The sequence below is a fragment of the Citrobacter sp. XT1-2-2 genome, from assembly GCF_023516235.1.
GTDB classification, from domain to species: Bacteria; Pseudomonadota; Gammaproteobacteria; order Enterobacterales; family Enterobacteriaceae; genus Citrobacter; species Citrobacter werkmanii.
Genome location: NZ_CP097324.1, coordinates 1424432 through 1438225, shown reverse-complemented (window position 1 = coordinate 1438225; position 13794 = coordinate 1424432). Strand labels below are relative to the sequence as shown.

The following is a 13794-nucleotide window of genomic DNA, read 5'->3' as shown; positions in this document are numbered from 1 at the left end:
AAACTGCCCTCATCGTGGCAATTTTTTGTCAGAGTAAATAACAAAATTCGGCAACCAGGTTTAAAAGGTGAAGTGGATCACTAAGAAAAGGAAAATAAAAAGGCGCGGGAGAGACCCGCGCCAGAAATAATTAAAGTGAAATTACAGCGGCTGTGTTTGAGCTTCTACAACGGCCAGCGCCACCATATTAACGATACGACGAACAGAGGCGATCTGCGTTAATACGTGCACCGGTTTCGCTACCCCCATCAACACTGGGCCGACCGTTACGCCTTCGGAGCTGGAAACACGTAGTAAGTTGTAACTAATACGAGCAGCCTCCATATTCGGCATCACCAGAATATTGGCTGAGCCTTTCAGTGGGCTATCCGGCATACGGTCGTTACGGATACTTTCCACCAGCGCGGCATCACCGTGCATTTCACCGTCAATCATCAATTCTGGCGCACGCGCCTTAATCAGCGCCAGTGCTTCACGCATTTTGCTGGCAGACGGACAATTTGATGAGCCAAAGTTGGAATGTGACAGTAATGCCACCTTCGGTTCGATACCAAAGCGACGCACGGTTTCTGCCGCCATCACGGCGATTTCAGCCAGTTGCTCCGGCGTTGGGTCATCGTTGACGTAGGTGTCGGCGATAAAGGTGTTACCGCTTGGCAGCAGCAGTGCGTTCATCGCCCCGGCTGTATGCACGCCATCACGGTGACCAAACACCTCTTTCACCACGCTGAAGTGCTCATGATAGTCACCAATCGTACCGCAGATCATCGCATCGGCTTCACCGCGCTGCACCATGATCGCGCCGATAACCGTAGTGTTGGCAATCACCGCACGCTGCGCCTGCTCCTGGGTAATACCACGGCGCTTCATGATCTGGTAGTACTCGTTCCAGTACTCTTTAAAGCGCGGATCGGACTCATTGTTAACGATTTCAAAATCGACGCCGGCTTTGATCTGCAGTCCCAGTTTCTGGATACGCATTTCGATCACACTCGGACGACCAATCAGGATCGGCTTCGCCAGACCTAAGGTGATCAGCTCCTGAGTCGCATGCAGCACACGCGCCTCTTCCCCTTCCGTCAGCACCACACGCTTCGGCGCTTTACGTGCCTGGGAGAAAATCGGCTTCATGAACAGGTTGGTTTTGTAGACAAATTCGGTCAGCTTATCGATATAAGCGTCAAAGTCAGCAATCGGACGCGTTGCCACACCGGAGTCCATCGCCGCTTTTGCTACCGCCGGGGCGATTTTAACAATCAGACGCGGGTCGAACGGTTTAGGGATGATGTATTCCGGGCCAAAGCTCAGGTCCTGGTCGCCATAGGCGGAGGCCACCACTTCGCTCTGCTCGGCGTGCGCCAGCTCAGCAATGGCGTGTACCGCGGCCAGTTTCATCTCTTCGTTGATGGCGGTAGCGCCGACGTCCAGCGCGCCACGGAAGATGAACGGGAAGCAGAGAACGTTGTTAACCTGGTTCGGATAGTCGGAACGACCGGTACAAATGATAGCGTCCGAGCGCACCTCTTTTGCCAGCGGCGGCAGGATTTCCGGTTCCGGGTTGGCAAGTGCCAGGATCATCGGCGCACGCGCCATCTTCTTGACCATTTCCTGGGTCAGCACTTTGGGACCGGAGCAGCCGAGGAAAATGTCTGCACCGTCAATCACGTCATCCAGCGTACGTTTACCGTCATCCACTACCGCGTAAGCCGCTTTGGTTTCCGCCATGTTCGGTTCGCGGTCTTTGTAAATCACGCCTTTGGAGTCGCAGACCACAATATTGTGTTTCTGCATCCCCAGCGCCACCAGCAGGTTCATACAGGCAATCGCCGCCGCACCTGCGCCGGACACCACCATGCGTACGTCAGAGATATTTTTCTCTACCACCCGCAGACCGTTAAGAATTGCGGCGGTGCTGATGATCGCCGTGCCGTGCTGATCATCATGGAATACCGGTATATTCATACGCTCGCGCAGTTTTTGCTCAATGTAGAAGCATTCCGGCGCTTTGATGTCTTCGAGGTTGATGCCGCCAAACGTTGGCTCAAGGGCCGCCACGACATTGATAAATTTATCCGGATCAAGCTCATCCACTTCGATGTCGAACACGTCAATCCCGGCGAATTTCTTAAACAGAACGCCTTTTCCTTCCATCACCGGTTTGCCAGCCAGTGCGCCGATATTGCCCAGGCCCAGCACCGCTGTACCGTTGGAGATAACCGCAACCAGGTTGCCGCGCGCGGTGTATTTGTAGGCCGCCAGCGGGTCCTTTTCAATTTCCAGACACGGCGCTGCAACGCCTGGCGAGTAGGCCAGAGCAAGATCGCGCTGTGTTGCAAGAGGCTTGGTCGGAGAAACCTGAATTTTACCTGGTACTGGAAATTCGTGGAAATCGAGGGCGCTTTGTTTTAACTGGTCATCCATCTTGTTGTTCCTTTCACGTGTCGATCAAAAAAGTGGCGCGGGTAACCATGCTACGAGCCGCACATTATCACCTCAGTCAGCGGCCCAAACTTTGAAGGTCCCCAAACTCTCGCCATTCAAAGAAAGAATTTGTTATCAACTTATAACAGCCATGTTACCTGCTTAATCCAGCAATGCCATGCTTGTCTGCTATGCTTTTTGCGTGTGCAGCCCGCAATTTTCCCAAAAGTGTGAATTAACACACGCATCTAACGCTTTACTTTTCAAGGAGTATTTCCTATGACCCGTAAAGAGCTTGCCAATGCCATTCGTGCGCTAAGTATGGATGCCGTACAAAAAGCTAACTCAGGCCACCCCGGCGCACCAATGGGAATGGCCGATATCGCCGAAGTACTGTGGAATGATTTCCTCCGCCATAACCCGACCGATCCCACCTGGTACGATCGTGACCGGTTTATTCTGTCCAATGGTCACGCTTCAATGCTGCTTTACAGTCTGCTGCATCTTTCCGGCTACGATTTGCCGTTAGAGGAGTTGAAGAACTTCCGCCAACTGCATTCGAAGACGCCAGGGCACCCGGAAATCGGCTACACGCCGGGCGTGGAAACCACCACCGGCCCGCTGGGTCAGGGTTTAGCCAACGCGGTTGGCCTGGCGATTGCCGAACGCACGCTGGCGGCGCAATTTAACCAGCCGAATCATGAGATTGTTAACCACTATACCTGGGTGTTTATGGGCGACGGCTGCCTGATGGAAGGGATTTCCCACGAGGTTTGTTCCCTGGCGGGAACCCTGGGACTGGGCAAACTGATCGGCTTCTACGATCACAACGGCATCTCGATCGATGGCGAAACCGACGGCTGGTTTACCGACGATACCGCGAAACGCTTTGAGGCCTATCACTGGCATGTGGTGCATGAGATTGACGGTCATGATCCTGAGGCGGTGAAAAAAGCGATTCAGGAAGCGCAGGCTGTTACCGATAAGCCATCGCTGATTATCTGCCGCACGGTGATTGGTTTTGGCTCACCGAATAAAGCCGGGAAAGAAGAAGCGCACGGCGCCGCGCTGGGCGAAGAAGAAGTGGCGCTAACCCGACAGAAGCTGGGGTGGCACCATCCTGCTTTTGAGATCCCCAAAGAGATTTACCGGGCGTGGGATGCACGGGAAAAAGGTGAGAAAGCGCAACAGGCCTGGAACGAGAAATTCGCGGCGTATCAACAAGCACACCCGCAGCTGGCGGCTGAATTTACCCGTCGAATGAGCGGCGGGCTACCGGAACAGTGGGAAGAGACGACCCAGAAGTACATTACCGACTTACAGGCTAATCCGGCCAAAATCGCCACCCGTAAGGCCTCGCAAAATACCCTGAACGCCTACGGGCCGATACTGCCTGAACTGCTTGGCGGCTCAGCGGATCTGGCGCCGAGCAACCTGACCATTTGGAAAGGATCTACGTCGCTTAAAGAGGATCCAGCCGGAAATTACATCCACTATGGCGTGCGGGAGTTTGGCATGACCGCGATTGCCAACGGTATCGCCCATCACGGTGGCTTTGTGCCGTACACCGCCACGTTTCTGATGTTTGTCGAATATGCCCGTAATGCCGCGCGCATGGCGGCGTTGATGAAGGCCAGACAAATCATGGTTTATACCCACGACTCGATTGGTCTGGGGGAGGATGGTCCTACGCACCAGGCCGTCGAACAGCTCGCCAGCCTGCGTCTGACGCCTAATTTCAGCACCTGGCGACCGTGCGATCAGGTTGAGGCGGCAGTAGGCTGGAAGCTGGCGGTCGAACGCCATGACGGGCCAACGGCGCTAATCCTCTCCAGACAAAATCTGGCGCAGGTTGAGCGTACACCTGAACAGGTGCAGCAGATTGCCCGCGGGGGATATGTGCTGAAGGACAGCGGCGGTAAACCGGATGTTATTTTGATTGCTACCGGTTCAGAAATGGAAATTACGCTGCTGGCGGCGGAAAAACTGACCGGTGAGGGTCGTAACGTGCGTGTGGTTTCTCTGCCCTCGACCGATATTTTTGACGCTCAGGATGAGGCGTACCGGGAATCGGTCTTACCGGCAAACGTCAGCGCCCGGGTGGCGGTGGAAGCAGGCATTGCCGATTACTGGTACAAATATGTCGGTCTAAAGGGGGCAATTGTCGGCATGACCGGTTATGGAGAATCAGCTCCGGCAGATAAATTGTTCCCGTTCTTCGGCTTTACGGTAGATAACATCGTCGCCAAAGCGCATAAAGTGCTTAACGCGTGATCCACAATGTGGGCCAGGCATCTGGCCCGTGCCAGTTATCGCAACTTGGTTCCTGGGCATAACGCGCCAGGCGAAACCGCTGTCCGTCATAGCGCCAGCGCGTCTGGATACCGCAATCAGCCAACCCTCGTCCTTTGGCGAGGGTGACCAGTTCCCGCGACTTCTCGTCAAACGTGGCGTTGGTCAGTTCCATATCCCGACTTTCGGCATCCGTTTTAAATGGCAGACTCAAACGGACGGCACTGGAGGTTAACGGTTTTGCGCGTGAAACAATCCACGCCAGATCGATGGTGTTATACGCCCCGGCTTCACAGCCGATCATCAGTAGCGCTTTGTCATCCGTCAGGGCCGTGACGCGCATCTCGCGACGCAGTGGATCGATCGAGCAGCGAATACCATTGATGCGCCAGTTACCATAATCCAGCAGCTCACTGCGCTCTTGTTGCGTTAAGGGCGTTGGCGTTGGGTTAATGACAGCCACACCTTTCAGGGCCGGTGCTGGCGGTACGCTGAGCGGCGGCTCATCACCTTTTTCGATCCAGGCGGTTTCGCTCCCCACGCGTTTTTGCTGGGCGTCGATAAACAGTAATGCGGCTTTTAATCCGATCAGTGAAAGATTTTGCGCGCCTTTTTGCAGGGTTATTGCCTTCGCGTCCTGTACGGTTTGTAAAAATGCGCTAATAGTGACCGGATCATCGGTCATCAGTTGCCAGGGGGTAATACGCCAGTGCTCACCGCTAAGCGCAAGCGGTGCGCCATCCAGCAACAGGCGCGGCGCAATTTCGCTCTCTTTAGCATGGGAAGGCTCCAGCCCTCCCAGTTCAATACGCAACACCGCATCGGTGTGCGCCCCGGCGCTGCGGCTGAGGGTCATGACCAGGCCGTGATGTTCTCCGGTATTGCGCGCCACGCAAAAATTCTGGTTATTACACGTCACCTGCCAGTCAGAAAACGCCTGCTGCGCGGGCGCGGCCCACAGCAAACGGACGGGAATCAGCCCGAGCAGAAAAATGAAAATGACGCGATAGCGCATGGACGGTACAACCCCGGAATTAAAACACACAGCCTAAGCGGTATCTTCCTTGCGCGACTGATGTGGCTCAATAAGAATCGTCGGATTGGCCGTCTATTTGTAAAGAAATATTAATACTCAGGGTTAATCCATAAGGTGCGACGACTGCAGGTAGTTCAACAACAGCACCGTTTTGCCGTCACGGATCTCACCCGTTTTAATCATTTCCAGCGCCTGCGTGAAGGGCAACTCCAGAACCTCAATATCTTCATCTTCAACACCGCCGCCTGCATTTGCCCGCTGACTGTCGCTGTATTGCGCGATAAAGAAATGGATCAGCTCCGTTACGCCACCCGGCGACATGTAGAGTTCGAACAGTTTACGCACTTCCCCCACTTCATAGCCGGTCTCTTCAATCGCCTCTTTACGAATACACGCTTCTGGTTCGTCGTTATCCAGTAGTCCGGCGCAGGTTTCAATCAGTTGGCCGTCTTCGTTACCGTTGACCCAGGTCGCGACGCGGAACTGACGGATGAGCACCACGGTTTTCTTCTCCGCGTTATACAGCAGAATTGTGGCGCCGTTGCCGCGATCGTAAACCTCGCGCTTGTGACGAATCACCTCACCGTTACTTCGGGTCAGATCATAGGTAATATTGCGCAGGATGAAGTAGTTATCAGAAAGGACTTTATCTTTGATGAGGGTAATTTTTTGCGACATACCGGCTCCACGGCGAGAAGTGAGAAATAATACTACGCCGTGAAACCGGGTTTGTCTTGACCTTCGGCTAGTGAGATTTGACTGATTTTACGCCCAGCCAGTCGACGATCCCTTGGGCAGCATGCCGCCCTTCAGCCATCGCCGTGACCACCAGGTCCGCACCGCGTACCGCATCTCCGCCGGCAAAGATTTTCGGGTTACTGGTTTGATAACGGTACGCGCTCTCAACGTTGGCGGCAATGCGTCCCCAGTTATCGACCTTAACGCCATGCGCCTCCAGCCACGGCATACCGTGCGGGTGGAAACCAAACGCCATGATCACCGCGTCTGCGGGCATAACAAACTCACTCCCGGCGATCGGCACCGGGCGTCGACGCCCATTCGCGTCCGGCTCGCCAAGCTGGGTACGTAAGAAACGCACGCCGCTGACTCGTCCATCGGCATTCAACACCAGCTCAACCGGCTGGACGTTAAACTCAAAGTTCGCCCCCTCTTCGCGCGCGTTTTTCACCTCTTTTTTCGAACCCGGCATGTTGGCTTCATCACGACGATAGGCGCAGGTAACCTGGCTTGCCCCGTGACGCAGCGCGGTACGCACGCAGTCCATCGCCGTATCGCCTCCGCCCAGCACCACAACGTTCAGCCCGGCGGTATCGATAAACGGTTCTTCAGGCAGTTCATCCAGCCCCATCACCTGTTTGGTGTTGGCAATCAGGAACGGAAGCGCATCATAAACGCCCGGCGCGTCTTCATTCGGCAGGTCCGCTTTCATGGAACGATAGGTCCCCACGCCCACAAATACGGCATCGTACTCTTCCAGCAGCGTCGCCAGCGCCACATCCCTACCCACTTCACAGTTAAGTTCGAAATGAATGCCCATGGCGCTGAAGATTTCACGGCGACGCGCCAGCAGCGTTTTGTCCAGCTTGAAGGCCGGTATGCCAAACGTCAGCAAACCGCCGATTTCAGGATGGCGATCGTATACGGTGGCGCTAACGCCGTTTCGCGCTAACACATCCGCACAGGCCAGGCCTGCCGGACCCGCGCCGATAATCGCGACGCGCCTATCCACTTTCTGTACGTGGCTTAAGTCCGGTCGCCAACCTTTGCTCAGCGCCCGGTCAGAAATATAACGCTCAATATTACCGATAGTCACCGCGCCATGCTCGTTACGCACCGTGCATGCCCCTTCGCAGAGCCGGTCCTGGGGACACACGCGCCCGGTCACTTCCGGCAGGCAGTTGGTCTGATGAGAAAGCTCAACCGCCGCGTCGATGTTCCCGGCTTTGACCAGTTCTATCCACTGCGGAATATGGTTATGCAGTGGGCAGGTCCATTCGCAAATACTGTGGTCGCCGCATTTCAGACAGCGGGATGCTTCCCGTTCCGCCTGCGCCGTGCGAAACGGCAGATAGATCTCTTCAAAGCTGGTTTTTCGGGCTTCAATCGCCAGCTTATCTGGCTCACCACGCGCAGGCGTCGCCTGCATTTGCTCACGTTTGGTGATGGCATCCTGAACAAAATCGGTAGCGCTACTGTGCCAGGGCTGACTCTCCAGACTGGCTGTACGCAGTCTGCGCGCTTTTGACAGGCCGGTAAGCGCGTTTTCCGTCACCAGCTGTAACGCCTGTGCCGGACAGTTTTCCACGCAGGCGGGGCCTTCTTCACGCCCCTGGCACAAATCGCATTTATGCGCAGTCGCTTTCACCTTTCCTTTAGCCACGGGAGTGAGTACGATCTGCATCGTGCCAAAGGGACAGGCCACGACGCACGATTTGCAGCCAATACACTTTTGCGGGTTCACCTGCACGCTGTCGTTATCATGGCTGATTGCCCCGTTTGGGCAACTTCTGGCGCAGGGGGCGTCTTCACAGTGGTGGCAGGTCACCGCACTGCGCTGTTGCTGATGCTTGATGACGGTAATTCGGGGCTGAAAATGCCGCGGGCTCAGGACATGCTGCTCGCCATTGTGGGCCATGACGCAAGCGACCTCACAGGCATGGCAACCCAGGCACTGCTGGCTATTGACCATAATAAAACGATTCATGGCTTCCTTCTTTTTTGGTTGCAAAAACCTTATTCTTTATATGACTGTTGTTATTAACCGACACGGAAGGAAGCGGCAATGTTCATTTGCCCAGGAAGCACAACTATTTATCCAGAACCTGTGGCAGATCAATTTATTTCATCGCATATGAAATTGTGTTTCAGTTACCATCCAGTTTCATGGCGTTTTATTAACATTTATCAAATACACCGTATCGTTCGGGCTGTATCAAGGCGCGACGTGTATTGTGTGAGGATGCACAAGTGACGGTAAAGCGTCCGGTCTCGGCCAGCCTGGCCAAGGCTTTTTTCTACATCGTGCTGTTGTCGATTCTCTCAACGGGTATTGCGTTGCTCACGCTGACCAGCAGCTTGCGGGATGCTGAAGCCATCAACGTTGCTGGCTCATTGCGCATGCAAAGCTACCGTCTGGGTTACGATCTGCAAAGCCAAAGCCCGCAGCTCAACGCCCACCGCCAACTTTTCCAGCAGGCGCTAAACTCGTCGGCATTACAAAATCTGAATGCGTGGTATGTACCGCAAGCGGTGAAAAGTCGCTATGGACGACTGCATGCAAACTGGCTGGAAATGAACGCCCGTCTGATCGATGGCGATTTAAAATGGTACCAGGCCAATATCAATAACTATGTCGATCAAATCGATCTCTTCGTGCTGGCGTTGCAACATTACGCCGAACGCAAAGTGATGCTGGTTTTTGGTATTTCGCTGGCAGGCGGGATTGGCATATTCACGCTCGTCTTCTTTACCCTGCGGCGCATTCGCCAGCAGGTGGTGCGGCCGCTAAATAAGCTGGTAATGGCCAGCCAGCATATTGAGCACGGTCAGTTTGATATCCCACCGCTGGATACCGGTTTACCCAACGAACTGGGGCTGCTGGGCAAGACCTTTAGCCAGATGTCGAGTGAATTACACAAGCTGTACCGTTCACTGGAAGCCTCGGTCGCAGAGAAAACCCACGATCTCCACGAAGCCAATCGCCGTCTGGAGGTGCTGTATCAGTGCTCTCAGGCGCTGAATACCAGTCAGATTGATGTGTACTGCTTCCGCCATATTTTACAGATTGTCCGCGAACATGACGCCGCGTATTTCCTGGAGCTTACCGTCGGTGATAACTGGCGGATTAGTGAAGGGAGCAAAAGCCCCGAGCTGCCAATGCAAATCCTGCCGGTCACGATGCAGGAAACCGTCTACGGCGAACTGCACTGGCAAAGTCCAAACGTCAATGCCTCGACCCCGCTGCTCAACAGCGTATCTTCTATGCTGGGACGCGGGTTGTACTTCAACCAGGCGCAAAAACATTTTCAGCAGCTGTTGTTAATGGAAGAGCGCGCGACCATTGCACGCGAACTGCACGACTCGCTGGCGCAGGTGCTCTCTTATCTACGCATTCAGCTCACGCTGCTGAAGCGCTCGATTCCAGAGGATAACGCTCCGGCGCAAAATATTATGGCGGATTTCTCTCAGGCGCTGAATGATGCCTATCGTCAACTGCGCGAGCTGCTGACCACCTTCCGTCTGACCTTACAGCAGGCTGATTTACCCTCCGCCCTGCATGAAATGCTGGAAACGCTGCAAAATCAGACCTCAGCTAAACTGGTGCTCGATTGCCGGTTGCCTACGCTGGCGCTGGATGCGCAAATGCAGGTGCATCTGCTGCAGATTGTTCGTGAAGCGGTGCTGAACGCAATTAAGCATGCTAACGCAACCGAAATTGCCGTCAGTTGCGTCACCGCGCCGGATGGCAATCATACGGTTTATATTCGCGATAACGGCATCGGCATTGGCGAACCGCATGAGCCCACCGGGCACTATGGATTAAATATTATGCGTGAACGAGCGGAAAGACTGAGCGGCACGTTGACCTTCTCGCAGCCCTCCGGCGGGGGAACGCTGGTAAGCATCAGTTTTCGTTCGGCTGAATCCGACAGTAAGCTAACGTAAAGAACCGCAAAGCGCCGTCGGGCCTGGATCCAGGTCTGACGGCGCTGGCACAAAAGGTATGCTGTAAACGGGCATGATAATTTACATTATCTTCTTTTTTTCTCCACGTTTGCCCCGTACCTTGCCGCTAAAGTGAAGCAAGTCATACCCATAACGATACGCAGAAACACGAGGTCCCCTTTTAATGGCGAATTTTTTCATCGATCGCCCCATTTTTGCCTGGGTGTTAGCTATCCTGTTGTGTCTGACAGGAGCCCTGGCTATTTTTTCGCTACCCGTTGAGCAATATCCCGATCTGGCCCCGCCCAACGTGCGGGTAACCGCCAACTATCCTGGTGCATCTGCACAAACGCTGGAAAACACCGTGACCCAGGTCATCGAGCAGAATATGACCGGTCTCGATAATCTGATGTATATGTCATCACAGAGCAGCGGGACAGGCCAGGCGACGGTTACGCTGAGTTTTGTCGCCGGGACCGATCCTGATGAAGCCGTACAGCAGGTGCAAAACCAACTGCAATCGGCAATGCGTAAGCTGCCGCAGGCGGTACAGGATCAAGGGGTCACGGTACGCAAAACCGGGGATACCAATATTCTGACCATCGCCTTCGTCTCTACCGATGGCTCCATGGATAAGCAGGACATCGCCGATTATGTGGCGAGTAATATTCAGGACCCGCTCAGTCGTATAAACGGCGTGGGGGATATCGACGCCTACGGTTCACAATACTCCATGCGTATCTGGCTCGACCCGGCCAAACTTAACAGCTTCCAGATGACCGCCAAAGATGTGACCGACGCTATCGAGTCACAGAATGCGCAGATTGCCGTTGGGCAACTTGGCGGCACGCCTTCAGTGGACAAACAGGCGCTGAATGCGACGATTAATGCCCAGTCGCTGCTGCAGACTCCGGATCAATTCCGCGATATTACTCTGCGCGTTAACCAGGATGGTTCGGAAGTTAAACTGGGCGACGTGGCGACGGTCGAAATGGGGGCTGAAAAGTATGATTATCTCAGCCGCTTTAATGGTAATCCCGCCTCCGGTCTGGGCGTGAAGCTGGCCTCCGGCGCCAATGAAATGGCAACGGCAACGCTGGTTATTAACCGCCTGAACGAGCTGTCGCAATATTTTCCGCACGGGCTGGAATATAAGGTGGCGTATGAAACCACCTCCTTCGTAAAAGCCTCAATTATCGACGTGGTAAAAACGCTGCTGGAAGCGATCGCGCTGGTATTTTTGGTCATGTACCTGTTCCTGCAAAATTTCCGCGCCACGCTGATTCCCACTATCGCCGTTCCCGTCGTGCTGATGGGTACCTTCTCCGTGCTCTACGCCTTTGGCTATAGCGTGAACACGTTAACCATGTTTGCGATGGTGCTGGCGATCGGCCTGCTGGTGGATGACGCCATTGTGGTAGTGGAAAACGTCGAGCGTATTATGAGTGAGGAGGGCCTCTCACCGCGTGAAGCCACGCGAAAATCGATGGGACAAATCCAGGGCGCGCTGGTCGGTATCGCCATGGTACTGTCGGCGGTGTTTATCCCAATGGCCTTCTTCGGCGGCACTACCGGGGCTATTTATCGCCAGTTCTCGATTACCATTGTTTCCGCGATGGTGCTGTCCGTTCTGGTGGCGATGATCCTCACCCCTGCGCTGTGCGCCACGCTGCTTAAACCGCTGCATAAAGGCGAACAACACGGGCAGACCGGTTTCTTCGGTTGGTTTAACCGCATGTTTAATCGCAATGCCGAACGCTACGAAAAAGGCGTTGCCCGGATCCTGCATCGCAGCCTGCGCTGGATCCTGATCTACGTTCTGCTGCTCGGCGGTATGGTCTTTCTGTTCCTGCGTCTGCCGACTTCCTTCCTGCCGCTGGAAGACCGCGGAATGTTTACCACCTCGATACAGCTCCCCAGCGGCTCCACCCAACAACAAACGTTGAAAGTGGTAGAGGAAGTAGAGAAGTATTACTTCACCCACGAAAAAGACAACATCATGTCGGTCTTTTCCACGGTAGGATCCGGCCCCGGCGGGAACGGACAAAACGTGGCGCGTATGTTCGTGCGTTTAAAAGACTGGGATGAGCGTGACACCACCACCGGGACCTCCTTCGCCATCATCGAACGCGCGACCAAAGCGTTTAATAAGATTAAAGAGGCTCGCGTCTTCGCCAGCAGCCCTCCAGCCATTAGCGGCCTCGGAAGTTCGGCTGGTTTTGATATGGAACTGCAGGATCACGCCGGCGCGGGCCATGACGCGTTAATGGCCGCACGCGACAAGCTGATTGAGCTGGCCGGGAAAGACGCGTCCCTCACCCGCGTTCGTCATAACGGACTCGACGACAGTCCACAATTGCAAATTGATATCGATCAGCGCAAAGCCCAGGCGCTGGGCGTGTCCATTGACGACATCAACGACACATTGCAAACGGCCTGGGGCTCCAGCTACGTTAACGACTTTATGGACCGCGGCCGCGTGAAGAAAGTCTACGTCCAGGCGGCGGCAAAATACCGCATGCTCCCGGACGATATCAACCTGTGGTACGTTCGCAATAATAGCGGCGGCATGGTGCCTTTCTCGGCCTTTGCCACCTCGCGCTGGGAAACCGGCTCACCGCGCCTGGAGCGTTATAACGGCTATTCTGCCGTCGAGATTGTCGGTGAAGCCGCGCCCGGCGTCAGTACCGGTACGGCGATGGACGTGATGGAGTCGCTGGTCCGTCAATTGCCGACCGGATTTGGCCTGGAATGGACGGCGATGTCTTATCAGGAACGACTGTCGGGTTCTCAGGCCCCCGCCCTGTACGCCATCTCTCTGCTGGTGGTGTTCCTGTGTCTGGCGGCGCTGTACGAAAGCTGGTCGGTGCCCTTCTCCGTCATGCTGGTCGTGCCACTGGGGGTTATTGGCGCGCTGCTGGCCACCTGGATGCGCGGTCTGGAAAACGATGTGTATTTCCAGGTCGGGTTATTAACCGTTATCGGACTATCAGCGAAGAACGCGATATTGATTGTTGAATTCGCCAATGAGATGAACGAGAAAGGACACGATCTGCTTGATGCCACGCTGCATGCCTGTCGCCAGCGCTTACGCCCGATTCTGATGACGTCGCTGGCGTTCATCTTTGGGGTGTTGCCGATGGCCATCAGCAATGGCGCAGGTTCCGGCGGTCAACATGCGGTGGGGACCGGTGTAATGGGCGGGATGATCTCAGCCACAATCCTGGCAATTTACTTCGTTCCCCTGTTCTTTGTGCTGGTCCGTCGACGCTTCCCATTGAAGCCGCGCCCAGAATAATCGGACACAAAAAAGGCGACTTACGTTGAGTCGCCTTTTTTTATCCTTTGCAGGATATGAA

General features: G+C 54.7%; 7 protein-coding genes. 3 read left to right on the top strand and 4 right to left on the bottom strand.

Features of this window, described 5'->3' with window-relative positions:
- Positions 1–141: 141 nt before the first annotated feature.
- The gene (maeB, locus tag M4I31_RS06825; RefSeq protein WP_038642540.1) at positions 142–2421 is read right to left on the bottom strand and encodes an NADP-dependent oxaloacetate-decarboxylating malate dehydrogenase; all 2280 of its coding nucleotides are present in this window, start codon (positions 2419–2421) and stop codon (positions 142–144) included.
- Positions 2422–2700: 279 nt separating this feature from the next.
- On the opposite strand from maeB, the gene tkt reads away from it, so the two are divergent.
- Positions 2701–4695: a transketolase gene (gene tkt, locus M4I31_RS06820; protein WP_069324480.1), complete on the top strand. Its 1995-nt coding sequence runs from the start codon at positions 2701–2703 to the stop codon at positions 4693–4695.
- Here tkt and M4I31_RS06815 read toward each other — a convergent pair.
- The 3 genes from M4I31_RS06815 to aegA form a co-directional block, all read right to left on the bottom strand.
- The gene (locus M4I31_RS06815) at positions 4685–5728 is read right to left on the bottom strand and encodes a DUF1176 domain-containing protein (RefSeq protein WP_085049248.1); all 1044 of its coding nucleotides are present in this window, start codon (positions 5726–5728) and stop codon (positions 4685–4687) included. The genes tkt and M4I31_RS06815 overlap by 11 nt on opposite strands.
- A 123-nt stretch (positions 5729–5851) precedes the next feature.
- Entirely contained in the window at positions 5852–6427 is a 576-nt protein-coding gene (gene nudK, locus M4I31_RS06810) for a GDP-mannose pyrophosphatase NudK (protein ID WP_006683526.1), read from the bottom strand.
- Between the two features lie 67 nt (positions 6428–6494).
- A complete protein-coding gene (aegA, locus tag M4I31_RS06805; protein ID WP_085049249.1) occupies positions 6495–8474 on the bottom strand; it encodes a formate-dependent uric acid utilization protein AegA in 1980 nt (659 codons plus the stop codon).
- A 263-nt stretch (positions 8475–8737) separates the two neighbouring features.
- Between aegA and narQ the strand changes: the two genes are divergently transcribed.
- Both narQ and acrD read left to right on the top strand, forming a co-directional pair.
- The gene (gene narQ, locus M4I31_RS06800; protein WP_085049250.1) at positions 8738–10435 is read left to right on the top strand and encodes a nitrate/nitrite two-component system sensor histidine kinase NarQ; all 1698 of its coding nucleotides are present in this window, start codon (positions 8738–8740) and stop codon (positions 10433–10435) included.
- A gap of 184 nt (positions 10436–10619) precedes the next feature.
- Positions 10620–13733: a multidrug efflux RND transporter permease AcrD gene (acrD, locus tag M4I31_RS06795; RefSeq protein ID WP_069324476.1), complete on the top strand. Its 3114-nt coding sequence runs from the start codon at positions 10620–10622 to the stop codon at positions 13731–13733.
- The last annotated feature ends 61 nt before the right edge of the window (positions 13734–13794 follow it).

Coding starts and splice junctions, on each gene's coding strand:
- maeB (WP_038642540.1), bottom strand. CDS start 2,421: ATGGATGACCAGTTAAAACAAAGCGCCCTCGATTTCCACGAATTTCCA.
- aegA (WP_085049249.1), bottom strand. CDS start 8,474: ATGAATCGTTTTATTATGGTCAATAGCCAGCAGTGCCTGGGTTGCCAT.
- M4I31_RS06815 (WP_085049248.1), bottom strand. CDS start 5,728: ATGCGCTATCGCGTCATTTTCATTTTTCTGCTCGGGCTGATTCCCGTC.
- tkt (WP_069324480.1), top strand. CDS start 2,701: ATGACCCGTAAAGAGCTTGCCAATGCCATTCGTGCGCTAAGTATGGAT.
- nudK (WP_006683526.1), bottom strand. CDS start 6,427: ATGTCGCAAAAAATTACCCTCATCAAAGATAAAGTCCTTTCTGATAAC.
- acrD (WP_069324476.1), top strand. CDS start 10,620: ATGGCGAATTTTTTCATCGATCGCCCCATTTTTGCCTGGGTGTTAGCT.